The organism is Citrobacter sp. Cf116 (assembly GCF_030336505.1).
GTDB classification, from domain to species: Bacteria; Pseudomonadota; Gammaproteobacteria; order Enterobacterales; family Enterobacteriaceae; genus Citrobacter; species Citrobacter freundii.
In genome coordinates, this window is the sequence record NZ_JAOWEQ010000041.1 from 307,010 (window position 1) to 324,135 (window position 17,126).

Annotated in this window: 15 protein-coding genes; 7 read left to right on the forward strand and 8 right to left on the reverse strand. The window is 51.7% G+C overall.

Going from position 1 to position 17,126, the window contains the following annotated elements; translation table 11 throughout:
• Positions 1-284 precede the first annotated feature (284 nt).
• Positions 285-1,526 carry a multidrug efflux MFS transporter MdtM gene (gene mdtM, locus OGV74_RS22370; protein WP_086504857.1) on the forward strand — a complete coding sequence of 414 codons (1,242 nt, stop codon included), beginning with the start codon at positions 285-287 and terminating at the stop codon, positions 1,524-1,526.
• Between the two features lie 85 nt (positions 1,527-1,611).
• On the opposite strand, the gene OGV74_RS22375 is transcribed toward mdtM, so the two are convergent.
• From OGV74_RS22375 to OGV74_RS22385, 3 genes are all read right to left on the reverse strand, one after another.
• A complete protein-coding gene (locus OGV74_RS22375) occupies positions 1,612-2,172 on the reverse strand; it encodes a YagU family protein (RefSeq protein ID WP_005134119.1) in 561 nt (186 codons plus the stop codon).
• Between the two features lie 235 nt (positions 2,173-2,407).
• Entirely contained in the window at positions 2,408-3,598 is a 1,191-nt protein-coding gene (gene metC, locus OGV74_RS22380) for a cystathionine beta-lyase (RefSeq protein ID WP_003019195.1), read from the reverse strand.
• A 30-nt stretch (positions 3,599-3,628) separates the two neighbouring features.
• The gene (locus tag OGV74_RS22385) at positions 3,629-4,861 is read right to left on the reverse strand and encodes a dicarboxylate/amino acid:cation symporter (protein ID WP_003019196.1); all 1,233 of its coding nucleotides are present in this window, start codon (positions 4,859-4,861) and stop codon (positions 3,629-3,631) included.
• A gap of 219 nt (positions 4,862-5,080) precedes the next feature.
• Here OGV74_RS22385 and OGV74_RS22390 point away from each other — a divergent pair, with 219 nt between their 5' ends.
• The 5 genes from OGV74_RS22390 to OGV74_RS22410 all read left to right on the forward strand — a co-directional run bounded on the left by OGV74_RS22390 (position 5,081) and on the right by OGV74_RS22410 (position 9,718).
• Positions 5,081-6,007: a LysR family transcriptional regulator gene (locus tag OGV74_RS22390; protein ID WP_086504856.1), complete on the forward strand. Its 927-nt coding sequence runs from the start codon at positions 5,081-5,083 to the stop codon at positions 6,005-6,007.
• Positions 6,008-6,082: 75 nt separating this feature from the next.
• Positions 6,083-7,363 carry a DUF445 domain-containing protein gene (locus OGV74_RS22395; RefSeq protein ID WP_286521576.1) on the forward strand — a complete coding sequence of 427 codons (1,281 nt, stop codon included), beginning with the start codon at positions 6,083-6,085 and terminating at the stop codon, positions 7,361-7,363.
• 13 nt (positions 7,364-7,376) lie between these two features.
• Complete coding sequence (locus OGV74_RS22400; RefSeq protein ID WP_071687263.1) at positions 7,377-7,841, forward strand: GNAT family N-acetyltransferase; 465 nt, start codon at positions 7,377-7,379, stop codon at positions 7,839-7,841.
• A gap of 97 nt (positions 7,842-7,938) precedes the next feature.
• Complete coding sequence (locus OGV74_RS22405) at positions 7,939-9,126, forward strand: MFS transporter (protein ID WP_086504855.1); 1,188 nt, start codon at positions 7,939-7,941, stop codon at positions 9,124-9,126.
• 190 nt (positions 9,127-9,316) lie between these two features.
• Positions 9,317-9,718 (forward strand): hypothetical protein, encoded by a 402-nt coding sequence (locus OGV74_RS22410; RefSeq protein WP_086504854.1) that lies wholly within the window; start codon positions 9,317-9,319, stop codon positions 9,716-9,718.
• 62 nt (positions 9,719-9,780) lie between these two features.
• Here the strand turns inward: OGV74_RS22410 and OGV74_RS22415 are convergent, their stop codons facing one another.
• The 5 genes from OGV74_RS22415 to uxuA form a co-directional block, all read right to left on the reverse strand.
• Positions 9,781-10,788, reverse strand: coding sequence for a porin (locus tag OGV74_RS22415; protein WP_008322158.1), 1,008 nt, complete (start codon positions 10,786-10,788; stop codon positions 9,781-9,783).
• 191 nt (positions 10,789-10,979) lie between these two features.
• The gene (locus OGV74_RS22420; protein WP_008322159.1) at positions 10,980-11,183 is read right to left on the reverse strand and encodes a hypothetical protein; all 204 of its coding nucleotides are present in this window, start codon (positions 11,181-11,183) and stop codon (positions 10,980-10,982) included.
• 648 nt (positions 11,184-11,831) lie between these two features.
• Entirely contained in the window at positions 11,832-12,605 is a 774-nt protein-coding gene (uxuR, locus tag OGV74_RS22425; protein ID WP_003033268.1) for a Uxu operon transcriptional regulator, read from the reverse strand.
• 132 nt (positions 12,606-12,737) lie between these two features.
• The gene (locus OGV74_RS22430) at positions 12,738-14,213 is read right to left on the reverse strand and encodes a fructuronate reductase (RefSeq protein WP_061548391.1); all 1,476 of its coding nucleotides are present in this window, start codon (positions 14,211-14,213) and stop codon (positions 12,738-12,740) included.
• Positions 14,214-14,291: 78 nt separating this feature from the next.
• On the reverse strand, positions 14,292-15,476 hold the full coding sequence (uxuA, locus tag OGV74_RS22435) for a mannonate dehydratase (protein ID WP_003033263.1): 1,185 nt from the start codon (positions 15,474-15,476) through the stop codon (positions 14,292-14,294).
• Between the two features lie 259 nt (positions 15,477-15,735).
• Between uxuA and gntP the strand changes: the two genes are divergently transcribed.
• A complete protein-coding gene (gntP, locus tag OGV74_RS22440) occupies positions 15,736-17,079 on the forward strand; it encodes a gluconate permease GntP (protein WP_003033260.1) in 1,344 nt (447 codons plus the stop codon).
• The last annotated feature ends 47 nt before the right edge of the window (positions 17,080-17,126 follow it).

Genomic DNA, 17,126 nt, shown 5'->3' on the forward strand with positions numbered 1-17,126 from the left:
TTAATTAATATCCAATCCGCATTACACTGCGGATGGTTTTTACCCGTTCAACTTACTCTTCCTGAGGTGCGATGTGCTGATTGTTACCTGTAATCGTTACGTTTTCTGACCCCACGTTAGTGAGCGTTTCTCCTGTTTGCGCTTCACGCAGGCAGCGTTTTTGATTACATGAAATTCAGTACATTTGCAGTCTGCTTTTATTCTGTCATCGGCCTGACGTCTCAAAGACGGTATTGAATTTCGCTATTCCCGTTGAGGGTTTTCTCCCGACAAGGAGCTGTTTTATGCAACGGATTCTCGCGTTTTTCTCCCAACGCGCCACAACGTTATTTTTTCCTATTGCGTTGATTTTGTATGATTTCGCAGCCTATCTGTCGACGGACTTGATTCAGCCCGGCATCATTAATGTCGTACGCGATTTCAACGCCGACGTCAGCCTGGCGCCCGCTGCGGTGAGCCTCTATCTGGCAGGCGGCATGGCGCTGCAATGGCTGTTGGGGCCACTTTCCGACCGGATTGGTCGTCGACCGGTGCTGATTGCGGGGGCGTTAATCTTTACCCTCGCCTGCGCTGCCACGCTGTTTACTACTTCAATGACGCAATTTCTGATCGCCCGATTTGTGCAGGGCACCAGCATTTGCTTTATCGCAACTGTTGGCTATGTCACGGTGCAGGAGGCGTTTGGGCAAACGAAGGCCATTAAGTTAATGGCGATAATCACTTCCATTGTGTTGGTTGCACCGGTTATCGGCCCGCTCTCCGGAGCGGCGCTAATGCACTTTGTGCACTGGAAGATCCTGTTTGCCATCATTGCCGTCATGGGGCTTATCGCCCTGATTGGGTTAATGCTAGCCATGCCGGAAACCGTCCAGCGCGGCGCGGTGCCGTTCAGTGCACGCGGCGTACTGCGTGACTTTCGCGACGTTTTCCGCAACCGGGTATTCCTGTTTGGCGCAGCCACGCTATCGCTAAGCTATATCCCGATGATGAGCTGGGTGGCGGTCTCACCGGTGATACTGATTGATGCGGGCGGCATGACTACATCGCAGTTTGCCTGGGCACAGGCCCCGGTGTTTGGCGCAGTGATCGTCGCCAATATGGTGGTGGTTCGTTTCGTGAAAGATCCGACCCGACCACGCTTTATCTGGCGGGCCGCACCTATACAGCTGAGCGGGCTGGCGGTGCTGATTGTCGGCAATTTACTGTGGCCGCACGTCTGGCTGTGGTCGGTGCTGGGAACCAGCCTATATGCGTTTGGTATTGGGATGATCTTCCCGACGCTGTTCCGCTTTACGCTGTTTTCCAACAACTTACCGAAGGGTACGGTCTCGGCATCGCTGAATATGGTGATCCTGACGGTGATGGCGGTTTCTGTCGAAATTGGACGCTGGCTATGGTTTAACGGTGGCAGGATTTCGTTTCATCTGCTGGCGGTTGCGGCGGGGCTCGCTGTCGTGTTCACGCTGGCAGGCTTACTCAAACGGGTACGCCAACATGAGGCAACGACGTTAGCCACTGAGAGCTAAATCTTGATGAATAGCCCCCAAACCTTAACACCAGTATGCGTGTTTAACGTTCGGGGGCAATCCAAAACAGTACATCTGCTTTTAGTCACCTGGCGGAATGTAATGGGATTTCAGCATCAGGTTCATGAGTTATCCGATTACGCAGGTCGCGACGAATCATTTCAATCACCCAAAACCAAAAAATATGTCCCACAATTTCAGAAACGTATTCATCGAAGGGGAGCTGAGTTAATGGCGGAGAGAGATGCAATGCAGGAATGAAAACGCCATGAACCGCCACCGTCACAATCAAACCAGCCATGATCCCCTGCCAAAGTTTAACTTTCGGAAAAATTTCAGCTATGACGCAATATCCCACTGCAAACACTAATGAAAATATGATGTGTGTGACCATAACAGGATTGATCACATGTTCAGAAAAGGTATAGACCGTTTGCGTGGGGTCGATACCTAAATAGTCTCTGAGAAAAAGATACGGCGGATTAAACTCATTTCGCCCCAAAGAAAACGTTCTGGGCGGAAGGGGAACTTCGGCTCCCCACTTAACAAATGCAGAAAGTACGCCTGAAACGATGCCAATTAAGACGGCGACTCCATAGTGACGACGATCCGGTGGGGTCCTTGTGAACAGCTCATTCAACTTCATAAATTTATCATCCCTTACATACGAAAGTAACACTGAAAATCCGCGTTTATGCTACCCGTGGGAGAGGATAAAAATTGTGACAAAGATTACTTTTGACAAAAAAATGATCTAACTTGATTTTATGTGATGTGTTTTGACTATTTGTATGAAAAGGAAACTGATACTGATGAGGCTTCTGCGTTAAAACTTGCCGGATAAACGTTCACCAACGTCATCCGGCACTAATCACATCACCTTACGCAATGCGTGCAAATCCCGCTTCGAGATCGGCAATCAGGTCGCCAATATCCTCCAGGCCAATATGCACCCTGACCAGCGTGCCGCTGAAATCCACCTCTCCAGCCGGGCGGATGCTGTTCAGCTCTTCCGGCTGGTTCGCCAGAATGAGCGACTCAAATCCACCCCACGAATAGGCCATATGGAACAGCGAGAAATTATCGAGGAAATTCGCCATCTGTTCGTCGGTGAGTCTCTTTTTCAGCACAAATGAGAACAGGCCTGAGCTTCCGGTAAAATCACGCTGAAAATACTCATGGCCCGGACATTCCGGTAACGCCGGATGGTTCACCCGCGCCACTTCCGGTCTTGCCGACAGCCAGCGAGCAATATGGATACTGCTCTCCTGATGCTGCTTAAGGCGTACCGCCAGGGTACGCAATCCGCGGCTGCCGTTGTAGGCGGTATCGGCATCCAGCGTTTGCCCCATCAGATAGGAGTTCTCGCGCAGACGATCCCAACAACGGGCGTTAGACACCGCCGTGCCCAGCATGCCGTCCGAATGACCGATGGTGTACTTCGTTCCCGCCTGAATGGAAATATCCACGCCATAATCCAGCGCTTTGAACAGCACGCCCGCCGCCCAGGTGTTGTCGATCATAATGACAATCTCCGGATTCACCGCGCGGATAGCCTTCACCATCCCCGGCACATCCTGGACTTCCATGGTGATAGAACTTGGTGACTCAAGGAATACAACCTTCGTTTCCGGACGCAGAAGATCGACGATACCTGCACCAATCAGCGGATCGTAATACGTTGTTTCCACATTGAATTTACTCAGGATCTTATTGCAAAAATCCTGGGTTGGCTCGTAGGCCGCGCCGGTCATCAGGATATGATCGCCACCCTGAACAAACGCCAGAATCGCGTTGGTCACCGCCGCAGCACCACATGGGTACAGCGCGCAGCCAACGCCACCTTCCAGTTCGCTCATTGCCTTCTGGAAGGCAAAGTGGGTATAGGTTCCGCGACGACCGTAAAACAGCTCACCGTTTGCGCGATTGGCGGTGGCAAATTTCTTGTCCTTCACGGTATCAAATACCAGTGAAGAGGCACGTTGGATAACCGGATTCACCGCTCCCTGGGTGTAGCGTTTGTCACGACCAGCAACAACCAGTTGCGTCTCAAGCTTCATTGCGTCTTTCATAACATCTCCTGTTCTTAATCCGTGTGAAACCTATACCACCGCAGCAGTAGAGTTTATTTCAGTGTTGGTCTGCTTTTTTCCAGCGAACCGTTCAACAATCTGCGCCGCATTCAAATCATGGATAACGTTAATCAGTGTGGCCGGCGCATCGGTAATGGTGCCCAGCACCACCAGCATCGGGATTGCTTCCATCGGCAGGCCCAGCGTGGTAACGATAAAGATTTCACCGAGGAACGCCCCGCCCGGCACGCCACCAACGATAATGGCGGAGAGCACCGCAATCAGCATCGTCAGGAAGAAGGTTTCGGTGGTGAATTCCATACCCAGCACGGAATAGATAAAGACGATTTTCAGCGCGGCAATCATCGCCACACCGCCTTTGTTCAGGTTAACCAGCAGTGGAATGGAAACATCAACGATTTCCGGGTTAATCCCCATCGCCTTACCGGCACGCAGCGTCACCGGGAGCGTCCCCAGCGAAGAGCAGGTCCCCAGCGCAGTCGCAGACGGTTCAATCGCGTTACGCCAGAAGGCTTTGACCGCCGGAATACCGCCGCCAATATACGAATAGAGAATCGAGCCAAAAACAAAATAGACCAGCGTGGCAACCATAAACAGGCCGATGGCGCGGGCAAAGGTTAACAATAGTGCAGAGTCCTGACTGGCCATGGTGGCGGCGAAGTAGCAGCCCAGACCAATCGGCGCGACCTTCATAATGATCGAAACGATCTTCATGATCACGGTATTGGCGTCTTCCAGCAGCGACGCAATACGTTTACCGGCCTGATCCGACTGACCAATCGCCACACCGGCGATGATCGCCATCACGATCAGAGCCAGAATATTGGACTTAGAGAACAGCCCAATAAAGTCGCTGGTGGTGATCATGCTGACAAAATCCATCTTGCCGCTGCCCGCCTGCACCGACTGCGAGAGATCGATAGTGACGCCCTGCGCCGGGTTATACCAGAGCGCCAGCGCGACGATCCCGGCCGCCGGAATAAAGGCCATCGCGATCGAAACAATAAAGATAATCGCCATAATACGCCCCAGCCTTTTCAGGTCGGTCATACTGGCGATCGAAGACATGACGCTAATCCCCACCAGCGGCACAATAATCATAAATAACAGGTTTAAGAATATCTGACCTATTGGCTGGAGTTTACTTGCAAACGATGGAGCATAAATACCTAATAAGCCGCCAATCACCAGAGCAACTAATAAAATAATCGACGATCTGTAGGGTTCGAGTCGTGACCACATAATCGGTACCTTTAGAATAATAATTAATGAGATTAAATTCACAATGTGATGAGTTTCCGTTTCGCCTCCTTTTAATTTGTGACGTAACTCACCTAAGTTGTTATTTTTTCATTTTGCCAGCAAGTTGTTTCCTGTGATTCAATAGTTGCATGTTTAAAAGGCGAATGTAACGGCCTATTCGTACCGTTTTTGCAAATCACTTGTGAATTTAAGGAAATTATGAGTACGCCGATTTCACTCAAGCATCTGGAGTTTTTTACTAAAATCGTCGACTGCGGAGGATTGTCAGAAGCCGCGGCGCAACTCAACGTCTCGCCGTCTGCGGTCAGCAAAAGCCTGGCAGCGATGGAAGATACGTTAGGCACGACATTAATTAAACGCACCACCCGCAGTATTACCCTGACCGACGCCGGGCAATATCTCTTCAACCGCGCTAATAAGCTGTTGAAAGAATTCGATGAAACGCTGAATACCACCTCCGGTTATTACCACAGCCCGCAGGGTGAATTACGCATAACCTGCTCAATTGCGTTTGGTTATTCCCGGCTGGTGAACCTGGTGGATAAATACCGCTCCCATTTCCCGGATGTGAATCTGTATATCGATCTCAACGATAACTTCGTCAATCTGAACGAAACGGATTTCGACATTGCCCTGCGAATTTCCACCGCGCCGCCGCAAAACTATGCGATGCGCAAGCTGGTGCCTGTTCGCTGGGCGTACTGTGCCTCACCCGGCTACCTCGCCAAAAAAGGCATGCCCCAGCGTCGCAGCGATCTGGTAGATCATGATTGCCTGGTTTACCCGGGCCTCACGCCGGTACTGAAGGTGGCAGATGAACAGGATCGACTGCATCAGTTGAAACTACATATGCCGATCCAGGCCAACAGCAGTCTGGTGCTGTTGAAGTCGGTGTTAGAAGATCAGGGGGTGGCATATTTGCCCACTTATTTGATTGGCGATCATATTCAAAAAGAGGAGATCACGCCGCTGATGCTCGACGGCACCATCACCTGTGAAACTCATGCCCTGTATGCGCTGTACTTTCCCAGCAAGTACAGCAATCCGAAGGTGCGATCGTTTATCGATTTTCTGGTCGCAGAACTTGGTCCCTTACCGGCGTGGGATAACTGGATCCCAGGATAAATGCTTCCCGCCTGAAAATGGGAGGCGCACCACATTTTTTGCGCGATCCCCCCGTCTGGCTCTATCCTTAAGCCTATGAATAAAATTGCTGAACTCAAACGCGCCAAGCGACTGGCGCTCTCTCTGCTGCTGATCGCTGCCGCGACCTTCGTCATCACGCTGTTTTTGCCGCCTAACTTCTGGGTACTCGGGATCAAAGCGATCGCCGAAGCGGCGATGGTGGGCGCGCTGGCGGACTGGTTTGCCGTGGTGGCGCTTTTTCGCCGGGTGCCGATCCCGTTTATCTCGCAACACACGGCTATTATCCCGCGCAATAAGGATCGGATCGGCGAAAATCTTGGTCAGTTTGTACAAGAGAAATTCCTCGATACCCAGTCGCTGATAGCCCTGATCCGCCGCCATGAACCGGCGCTGTTGATCGGCAACTGGTTCAGCCAGCCGGAAAACGCCCAGCGCATCGGCCAGCATCTGTTGCAGATCATGAGCGGTTTTCTCGAACTGACCGACGACTCGCGCATTCAGCGGCTGATCAAGCGGGCGGTGCACAAGGCTATCGACAAGGTCGATCTCTCCGGAACCAGCGCGCTGATGCTGGAAAGCATGACCAAAAACAATCGCCATCAGGTGCTGCTCGATACGCTGATCGCCCAACTGATCGCCCTGCTCCAGCGCGACAGCTCGCGAGCGTTTATCGCCAGACAAGTAGTGCACTGGCTGGAAACCGAACATCCGCTGAAAGCAAAGATCCTGCCAACCGAATGGCTGGGCGAGCACAGCGCCGAGCTGGTGTCTGATGCCGTTAACTCCTTGCTGGATGACATCAGCCACGATCGCGCGCATCAGATCCGCCATGCCTTCGATCGCGCTACATTTAAGCTCATCGATAAGCTCAAACACGATCCGGAGATGACCGCGCGGGCCGAAAGCATGAAAAGCTATCTGAAGGAAGATGAAGCCTTCAACCGTTATCTTGGCGAGCTGTGGGCAGACCTGCGTCAGTGGGTGAAAACCGACATTAACGCAGATGATTCCCGTGTGAAGCAGCGCATCGCCAGCGCCGGGCAGTGGTTCGGCGAAACGCTGGTAGCCGACAGCGCCCTGCGTGCCTCACTAAATGGGCATCTGGAGCAGGCTGCGCATAAAGTTGCCCCGGAGTTCGCCACCTTCCTGACGCGCCATATTAGCGACACGGTGAAAAGTTGGGATGCACGCGATATGTCGCAGCAAATTGAGTTAAAAATCGGTAAAGATTTGCAGTTTATTCGCGTCAACGGCACGTTGGTTGGCGGTTCAATCGGGCTGGTGTTATATCTGTTGTCGCAAATTCCGTCCCTGCTGACGCTGGCGAATTTTTAAGGAGAAAGATTCAATGACGATGAGCATCCGCATTTTTTCCCTGCGCGAGACGCCAGAAAAGCTGCACGAGATCACCGCTTACTTTCAGCAGCAATGGGCCTCAGAAGACTCCATGGCGGTATACGAGGATGCATTGCGCCGTTGTATTGGCGCAAAGAACCCGCTACCGCAGTGGTACTGGCTACAGGATGGTGGCAGCATTGTTGGCTGCGCTGGATTGATCACCAATGATTTTATTAGTCGCGGCGAACTGTGGCCGTGGCTATGCGCGCTCTATATCGATCCTCGCTATCGTGGTCACGGTCTGGCGTTTCGCCTGATCGAACATATTGCACAGCAGGCCAGACAGTTGGGTTTTACACAGCTCCATCTGTGTACTGACCTGAAAGGTTTATACGAGAAAGCAGGGTTTTACTTCAACGGGCCGGGCTATCATCCGTGGGGAGAAGCCTCGCGGGTCTACAGCCGTAACCTTTGATGGCATTCAGCGTTACGCGGTTTTATTTTTACTTTTCATTATCATTTACGTATGTAATATAACAATTATCAGCTAACAGCGCGAAATGAGAGTCCGTATGCCCCAGGGAAGCCCAGATTCAAATCGCCATGCCATCAGTGTCGCGCTCTTTGGCATGCTGGTCTTAACGCTGGGCATGGGGATTGGGCGCTTTCTGTATACGCCAATGCTGCCGGTACTGCTGTCAGAAGGTCAATTTACGTTTGACCAACTCTCGTGGATTGCCAGCGCCAACTACGCCGGGTATCTGGCGGGAAGCCTGCTCTTCTCCTTTGGGCTCTTTCATCTTCCCTCACGCTTACGTCCAATGTTGCTAACGTCCGCGCTCGCTACCGCAGGGCTGATTCTGGCGATGGCCAGCTTAACGCAGCCCGCGCTGGTGATGCTGATCCGCTTTCTGGCGGGCGTCGCCAGTGCCGGTATGATGATCTTTGGCTCGATGATCGTTCTGCATCATACCCGGCATCCCTTTGTGATCGCGGCGTTGTTCTCCGGCGTTGGCGCAGGCATTTTGCTGGGCAATGAATATGTCATTAGCGGTCTGCATTTTGCGCTGTCCTCGCACACGCTCTGGCTGGGCGCGGCGGCAGCCTCGGCTCTGTTCTTTGTGCTACTGGTTATACTCCTGCCATCTCGCGACCACGTGCTCCCCGCCGCGGCCCCGGTAAAAACAGAGCATCAGCCTATGTCCTGGTGGCTGCTGGCGCTGCTGTACGGGCTGGCCGGATTTGGCTACATCATTGTCGCCACCTACCTGCCGCTAATGGCGAAAAGCGCCGGTTCGCCGCTGTTGACTGCACATCTCTGGTCGCTGGTCGGCATATCGATAATTCCGGGGTGTTTCGCCTGGCTGTGGGCCGCCCGACGCTGGGGAGTATTGCAATGCCTGACGGCGAATTTGCTGATTCAAAGCACCTGCGTGCTCATGACGCTCGCCAGCGGCTCTTTGCCGCTGCTGGTGATAAGCAGCATGGGTTTTGGCGCAACGTTTATGGGAACCACTTCACTGGTGATGCCGCTTGCCCGACAACTTAGCGTACCGCGCAATATTAATCTGCTGGGCCTGGTCACTCTGACTTACGGCATTGGGCAAATACTTGGTCCGCTATTAACCAGCCTGCTGGGAAGCGGCGCACTGGCGATCGTTAACGCCACGGTGTGCGGCGCCGTCGCGTTGTTTATTGCGGCACTTATCAGCCTCACGCAATTATACAAACAGCGTTTCGCCTCGCCAAAAAGGGTATAACCGGCAACCTTCTAAAGAAGGTATATTCGGATTAGTCCGCAATTAAATGTCAACATTTAATAAACCTAAAATAATCGGTAATTACCCGCCAGACAATTTATAATTCCCGTCCGTTCATTTATAAACTCAATTTAAAATGCGTAAAAATGGACATGTTAATTCAACATCAACACTATCTTCGGGAAAATACATGTCGTGGTTTAAAAAAATATTACTGGGGTTGATTATTTTGGCGGGTTTAATTGGCACGCTAAAGGATTATAAAGACTTTGGCCTGTTTGGCGCACTGGGATTGTTTATTATCTTCCTGTTATCAAAAACATTTTTATGGCAATGGGCCTCTGGCAGGTTACCGGAGATAACAAAGTTACATGCCATACTTATTTTACTGGCCAGCGCGATAGCCTCTATTTTTGTTATCAATATGGCCATTGCCGGAAATTTGCATGTGGATTTAATGGAGGTCATGCGCGTTACCATTACGCATAATCCACTTTTTTATCTGATTCTCTGCGTGGTTGCATGGGTAAAAGTGGGCATCTGGCAATGGCTGTTTAGCGGTGTACAGCAGGAAGAGAGCCAGCCGGTTTAAACGCCGGCAGATATAAAAAAAGCGTCTTAACCAGGACGCCTTTTTCATACCAGAACAAAAAGTTAGAACTGATAGGTCAGACCCGCAGCAACCTGGTTATCGCTGTCTTTACCATCGAGCAGGTTAATCTTGTAACCTACATCAGCCACGATGTTTTTGTTGAAGTAGTAGTCTGTACCCAGCGCGACGTATTCGGTCAGGTCATTATTGTTGTTATCACGCGCGTGGACGTAAGCCACGTTCGGACGCAGACCAAAATCAAACACATACGCGGCCATCGCTTCAAAGTGCTCAGCTTTGTCCGCATCCTGAATCAGGTTGTGGGACTCTCCGTACATAGTCGCTACATAGATAGCATTAGCATCATATTTCAGACCCGCGCCCCAGAACTCTGCGTTTTCGCCATTCCAACCTTTTTGTTTCTGCTGAGCAGTCACAGAACTGTTGGTATAGGCCGCAATTGCAGATATGCCAGAATCCGCAATGTTGTCATAACCCAGGGAGAAGCCGTAGCCATTGCCGTGTTGTTTCGTCGGATCCTTATTGGTATCGTCCTGACCCTGATATTGCGCCCCGACGTTCAGACCATCAACGGCACCGAACAGATTTTTGGTGCGAAGTGTTGCAACGCCAGAAGTGCGTGTAGTAAGGAAGCGGTCAGTATTTTCAAAGGAGTCACCGCCGAACTCTGAGAGAGTATCAGTATAAGCTCCCACATCGTAAGCGATACCATAGTTACGACCATAGTCAAAACTGACGTCATGACCATAATCCAGGCCAGCAAACGCCAGACGTGTATTAACGCCATTCTGCGAACCTTCTGCTTTAGCGGCATCAAACTGACTTTCAAATTGCCCGTAACCGGTCAGTTGATCGTTGATTTGCGTCTCACCGCGAAAACCCAGACGTGCGTAGGTTTCATCAGCATTAGTACCATCAGTCCAGGAATGGGCTGCTTTTACTTTGCCGTAGAGATCCAGCTTGTTGCCATCTTTATTATAAATTTCCGCTGCATGAACGGAGGTTACCCCTAATGCCATTACAGCTAATGCCACTACTGACTTTTTCATGTTATTACTCACTTTTAATTGTGAATTTGGCTATCAACTTTGTTATGCAGGCAGAATACCTGCATAAAAAAGTCCCCTATGGATTAAGGGGCAATACCAATAACACACCAAAAAAATACCAATGAAGGTAATAATGAAGTGGCAAGACATAATTAATTTTTGGATTTTCAATCAAAACCGGACAGCGATAATTACTCGAGACTTTCACTCTCATTAACTGAGCGATGCAACATTAATGCTTCAGCAATAATATCTTGTTTACTTTTACGGGTTTCAAATGCCAGCGTTCGCACATATTCCCACAAAGAGGTATCGACACGGGCACTTAAAAGAACCATATCTTTTGATCGGGTCCCTCTGGGTTTTCGAATATCGGGATAGTCTCGAGATGGCATTTTCAACTCCTGAACGTAATAACACGCTTATGGCGATGAAATATGCAGTTAGTGTAAAAACATGTCAACGGTAAAATACAGTCATAATAGTAATGAAAGTGTTAATAAACCAATGAAGAATGGAACGATATTTCAAATGAAAGATAACTTGTTTATGGAATAATGTGTAATGCTAGCTTTACGAATATTGGATTTTATTCATTTGATTAAAAAAGCATGAAACATTTACATCAACTATATCACCAATCAAAACATCATTACGACCAATAAGTTACGCACCGTTATTAATGTCTACATTTACGCGAACCGCTTGTTTTTATGTGTAGTTATGCCGGTAAACCTTATCCTGATTACTGCAGAGATCGCGTTGATTCTCACTTAACCCAGACCCGTTTTGTCTAAAAATAAGCACGGAAAGGTAAAAATAAGGTAAATAACACATTTTTTCGCATGCGAAAATAAGTTGTTTTTAATTGATTTAAATCAATTTACACCGCACAAAGGGGACGAAAAAAAGTTCATCCGAGGCGATGGAAACAATTTTTTACGTGACTTTCAGAACGTGAAAAGCGGCCCTGCCGGGCAATGAATGAGAATGCGGAAAACGCGGTGCGGGCCGCAATAGCCCGCGTATGAGAGGAAGGAAAATCAGGCGTTAACTTTATCCAGCGGCCAGGAATCAAACAGATAACCATCAAAATCAATGTCATCGACATTTGAAAACTCCAGCAGACGCTGTTTGACGTTTTCCAGATGCTGCCACATGGCCAGCTTGGCCGCGCGGGCATCTTTTTTGATTAATGCAGCCAGGATCTGTTTATGGTCGCCCATCCACTCTTTCCGGTAGTGGGTATCGTCGAGGTGGCTATGGAGCTGGATCCACATCGGGTTGTTCTCACGCCACTGCCATGACTGGCGAAACAGCTCTACCAGCATGCTGTTATGCGTGGCTTCAGCTATGGCGAGATGGAACTGCATGTCGCCGCTTTCAGAACCGTTCGGCTCGCTGGAAGCCAGCTCCCGCTCTTCCAGTTGCAACGCCTGGCGCATTTTGACGATATCTTCGCGGGTAGCCTGCAGCGCGGCAAATTCGGCAATGTTGCTTTCCAGCAGCTGTCGCGCCTGCAACAGTTCAAACGGGCCCGCATCATTGCAATGATTTGCATCCGTACTGTCGATAGTCTGCGCATCCGCATTGTCGAGCACGTAGATCCCGGCTCCGCGGCGCACGTCCACCAGGCCTTTAATTTCCAGCATGATTAACGCTTCGCGAACTACCGTGCGAGTGACATTGAGCATCTCGGCAATTTCACGCTCTGGCGGCAAGCGTTCACCGGGCTGGTACGGCGTCTGGACAATCAGATCGCGGATCATGGCACCCACTTCCTGGTAGGGTCTTTGCTGAGAAGTGTTCGATTTCATCGTGTTATGTCCGTCAGATGCGTGTAATCAGATACGGGGAATAGGTATCGAACTATAGCATTTGCGGGAGGGCAAAAACAGAAAACGGGTCAACCAAACCAATATTTTGATTGACCCGTCATAGTTCGGAGGTTATGCGTCAGCGCTTAATGCCGCAACGCACTCACGTGCGCCGTGTTCACATAGCTGTTGATACGTCGCGATAATGGTCTCCACAAAGCCAGCGTTTTCCGCCAGGTCATGACCAAAAATGCCAGACAGCCCCAGCAGCGCCGTCACGCGCTCGGCGCCCTGGTACTGTTGGTTAATGTGTTGAAATTCAGCCAGCATAGGGTCGACAACATCAATGGCCTGCCCTTGCTCATCCACACCGTGGGTGTAGCGCATCCAGCCCGCCACGCCCAGCGCCAGGTGACGCCAACTGCTGGCATTTTGCAGGTGCAGACGCACCGGATCCAGCAGGCGCTGCGGCAGTTTCTGGCTGCCGTCCATCGCAATCTGCCAGGTACGGTGGCGCAGAGACGGGTTGCTGAAACGCTCGATCAGCAGTGTCGCGTAGGCGTTGAGATCGGTGCCTTCCGGCATCGAGAGCGTCGGCGCCTGCTCCTGCATCATCAGCGCAAACGCCGCTTTGCGGTACGCCGGATTGGTCATGGTATCGGCGATGGTTTCATAGCCGCCGAGATAGCCCAGATACGCAAGGAAAGAGTGACTGCCGTTGAGCATGCGCAGTTTCATCATTTCAAACGGCACCACGTCGGCCACGAACTGTGCGCCAACCTTGTCCCAGTCAGGACGACCGTTGACAAAATTGTCTTCAATTACCCACTGACGGAACGGTTCACAGGCGATAGCACACGGATCGTAAACACCCAACTGGTCGGCAATCTCCTGCAACGTTTCCGGCGTCGCCGCCGGAACAATGCGGTCGACCATAGTGCACGGGAAAGTCGCATTAGCTTCAATCCACTGCGCCAGCTGCGGGTCGCGCGCCTGCGCCAGCCCCAGAACTGCGACTTTCGCCACATGCCCATTTTCACGCACGTTATCGCAGGACATCACGGTAAAAGCCGCCAGCCCCTGCTCACGGCGCAGGTACAGCGCTTGTACGATGTAACCAATCGCCGATTTCGGCGCGGTCGGATTCGCCAGATCGTGTTTAATCAGCGGGTTATTGAGATCTAACTGACCGCTGGCCGCATCGGTGCAGTAGCCTTTTTCGGTGACCGTCAGCGAAACAATTGCCGTCTGCGGGCGCGCCATAGCCTGTAAAATACCGTCACAGCCGTCAAGATCCGGGTGCAACGCTTCTTTCATTGATCCGATCACTTTCAGCACGGTGTTGTCCGCGCCTTTTTCCGCCACGGTATACAGCAGTTGCTGCTTGCGCAGATTTTCAATCAGTACGCAGTCGTTACCCGGCATCAGGTTAACTTCACAGATCCCCCAGTCGCTGTCAGTGGTTTCCAGCAAATGATGGGTGTACAGCGCCTGATGCGCGCGGTGAAAAGCGCCACATCCCAGGTGAACAATGCGGGATTGCAGGCGCGCGCTGTCCCATGCAGGGCGCGCAACCGGCAGGTCGCTATTGGCAATTGTCGTTGTCATCGTGAACTCCAGAACCCGTTGAAAGGCCAACGGATGAGAAAAGAAAAAGCCGGCCAGACAGGTGGCCGGCAACTCGCTTTAGCGGCTAAAGAAAGCGCGCTGGATAGCCATCTCAACACCGCGCACTTCTGCCAGCCCTTTCAGGCGACCAATCGCGGAGTAGCCTGGGTTGGTTTTCTTTTTCAGATCGTCCAGCATCTGGTGGCCATGGTCCGGACGCATCGGGATCAGATCCTCTTTACCCTCGGCTTTACGGCGTTGTTCTTCTTCAACGATCGCTTTCACCACCTCGTACATGTCGACATCGCCATTAAGATGCGCCGCTTCATGGAAGGTTTTCGGGTTATCTTCACGCAGCGTGGAGCGCAGATGGGTGAAGTAAATGCGTGGGCCAAACTGTTTGATCATGTCGACCAGATCGTTGTCCGCGCGCACGCCATAGGAGCCGGTGCACATGGTGAAACCGTTCGCCATGCTGTTGACCGTATCGACCATCCACTGCATATCTTCCACGGTGGAAACAATGCGCGGCAGGCCAAGGATCGGGCGCGGCGGATCGTCCGGGTGTACCGCCATGCGTACGCCTGCTTCTTCCGCCACCGGAATAATCGCCTTCAGGAAGACGGCGAAATTCTCACGCAGCGCGGCTTTGTCGATATCTTTGTAGCGCGCAAGATGCTGGCGGAACTGGTCGAGGGTGTAGCCCTCTTCCGCGCCCGGCAAACCGGCAATGATGTTGCGGGTCAGACGCGCTTTGTCTTCATCGCTCATGTTGGCGAAGCGTTCATTTGCCTGAGCAATCTCTTCGGCGGTGTAGTCCGCTTCCGCGCCCGGACGCTGGAGGATATGCAGCTCAAAGGCGGCAAACTCAATCTGGTCAAAACGCAGCGCTTTGGAGCCGTCCGGTAGAACGTATTCCAGGTCGGTACGGGTCCAGTCGAGAACCGGCATGAAGTTGTAGCACACGGTACGAATACCGCACTGAGCCAGGTTACGCAGGCTTTGCTGGTAGTTGGCGATCCACTGCAGATAGTTGCCGGAACGGGTTTTAATGTCTTCGTGGATCGGCACGCTTTCGACGACCGACCAGACCAGGCCCGCCTGCTCAATAATGGCTTTGCGTTTTAGGATCTCATCAACCGTCCACACTTCCCCGTTCGGGATATGGTGCAAGGCGGTGACAACGCCTGTGGCACCCGCCTGACGTACATCCGCTAAGGTGACCGGATCGTTAGGACCATACCAGCGCCATGTCTGTTCCATGTTTTATTCCTCGTTACGTTATGGACTCGACGATATGGCACATAAATTCCTCCTTTTGGTATGACATGTCAACCTGAAGCTTAAAATTGGTTAACCAAATCACGATTTATTCTATTGAGATCGCCATTTTACGGCCATGTTGCTCAGTAAGAATGTAAACATGTAACGCAATGTGACATTCATCGCATCAATGGTTAACCAATATATGTAACATCTCAACCAAAATCATAATAGTTCAACCAATAAAGGTAGACGTTATATGCACGTTCTCAATATTCTGTGGGTCGTATTCGGCATCGGTCTGATGCTGGTGCTCAATCTAAGATTCAAAATAAACTCGATGGTCGCCCTGCTGCTGGCGGCGCTCTCGGTCGGTATGCTGGCGGGTATGGATTTAATGGAGCTGCTGCACACCATGAAATCCGGCTTTGGCAGCACGCTGGGTGAACTGGCGATTATCGTGGTATTCGGGGCGGTCATCGGTAAGCTGATGGTTGATTCCGGGGCGGCGCATCAGATTGCCCATACGCTGCTGGCGCGCCTCGGCCTGCGCTATGTGCAGCTGTCGGTAATCATTATTGGTCTGATCTTCGGCCTGGCGATGTTCTATGAAGTGGCATTTATTATGCTAGCGCCGCTGGTGATCGTCATTGCTGCAGAAGCGAAGATCCCGTTCCTCAAGCTGGCGATTCCTGCCGTTGCCGCCGCCACCACCGCCCACTCGCTGTTCCCACCGCAGCCGGGTCCGGTGGCGCTGGTTAACGCCTACGGTGCGGACATGGGCATGGTTTACATCTACGGTATTCTGGTGACCATTCCGAGCGTGATCTGCGCCGGGCTTATCCTGCCGAAATTCCTCGGCAACCTCGATCGCCCAACGCCGTCATTCATGAAGGCCGACGTACCGGTTGACCAGAATAACCTGCCATCCTTCGGTGTTTCTATCCTGGTGCCGCTGATCCCGGCAATCATCATGATCTCCACCACCATCGCCAACATCTGGCTGGTGAAAGGGACGCAGGCGTGGGAAGTGGTCAACTTCTTAGGCTCTTCACCGATTGCAATGTTTATCGCTATGGTTGTCGCCTTCGTGCTGTTTGGTACTGCGCGTGGTCACGACATGCAGTGGGTGATGAATGCCTTTGAAAACGCGGTGAAAAGCATCGCCATGGTGATCCTGATCATCGGCGCGGGCGGTGTACTGAAGCAGACCATTATTGATACCGGCATTGGCGATACCATCGGCATGCTGATGTCGCACGGCAATATTTCTCCGTACATCATGGCGTGGTTGATAACCGTGCTGATTCGTCTGGCAACGGGTCAGGGCGTAGTCTCAGCCATGACGGCAGCAGGGATTATTAGCGCCGCCATTCTCGACCCGGCAACCGGTCAACTGGTAGGCGTCGATCCGGCGTTACTGGTACTGGCAACGGCGGCGGGCTCCAACACCCTGACCCATATCAACGATGCCTCGTTCTGGCTGTTCAAAGGCTACTTTGACCTGTCGGTGAAGGATACGCTGAAAACCTGGGGTCTGCTGGAGCTGGTGAACTCCGTGGTTGGCCTGATTATCGTATTGATCATCAGCATGATTGCATAACGTCGATACCGCTCTGGCCCGCAGCGCCAGAGCGGTTATCCATCCTG

Bases quoted from the DNA above. Each gene is read 5' to 3' on its own strand.
- OGV74_RS22415 (WP_008322158.1), bottom strand. From the start codon at position 10,788: ATGAAAAAGTCAGTAGTGGCATTAGCTGTAATGGCATTAGGGGTAACC.
- OGV74_RS22395 (WP_286521576.1), top strand. From the start codon at position 6,083: ATGAATAAAATTGCTGAACTCAAACGCGCCAAGCGACTGGCGCTCTCT.
- gntP (WP_003033260.1), top strand. From the start codon at position 15,736: ATGCACGTTCTCAATATTCTGTGGGTCGTATTCGGCATCGGTCTGATG.
- OGV74_RS22400 (WP_071687263.1), top strand. From the start codon at position 7,377: ATGACGATGAGCATCCGCATTTTTTCCCTGCGCGAGACGCCAGAAAAG.
- OGV74_RS22385 (WP_003019196.1), bottom strand. From the start codon at position 4,861: ATGTGGTCACGACTCGAACCCTACAGATCGTCGATTATTTTATTAGTT.
- OGV74_RS22390 (WP_086504856.1), top strand. From the start codon at position 5,081: ATGAGTACGCCGATTTCACTCAAGCATCTGGAGTTTTTTACTAAAATC.
- OGV74_RS22375 (WP_005134119.1), bottom strand. From the start codon at position 2,172: ATGAAGTTGAATGAGCTGTTCACAAGGACCCCACCGGATCGTCGTCAC.
- OGV74_RS22420 (WP_008322159.1), bottom strand. From the start codon at position 11,183: ATGCCATCTCGAGACTATCCCGATATTCGAAAACCCAGAGGGACCCGA.
- metC (WP_003019195.1), bottom strand. From the start codon at position 3,598: ATGAAAGACGCAATGAAGCTTGAGACGCAACTGGTTGTTGCTGGTCGT.
- OGV74_RS22430 (WP_061548391.1), bottom strand. From the start codon at position 14,213: ATGACAACGACAATTGCCAATAGCGACCTGCCGGTTGCGCGCCCTGCA.
- OGV74_RS22405 (WP_086504855.1), top strand. From the start codon at position 7,939: ATGCCCCAGGGAAGCCCAGATTCAAATCGCCATGCCATCAGTGTCGCG.
- uxuR (WP_003033268.1), bottom strand. From the start codon at position 12,605: ATGAAATCGAACACTTCTCAGCAAAGACCCTACCAGGAAGTGGGTGCC.
- uxuA (WP_003033263.1), bottom strand. From the start codon at position 15,476: ATGGAACAGACATGGCGCTGGTATGGTCCTAACGATCCGGTCACCTTA.
- OGV74_RS22410 (WP_086504854.1), top strand. From the start codon at position 9,317: ATGTCGTGGTTTAAAAAAATATTACTGGGGTTGATTATTTTGGCGGGT.
- mdtM (WP_086504857.1), top strand. From the start codon at position 285: ATGCAACGGATTCTCGCGTTTTTCTCCCAACGCGCCACAACGTTATTT.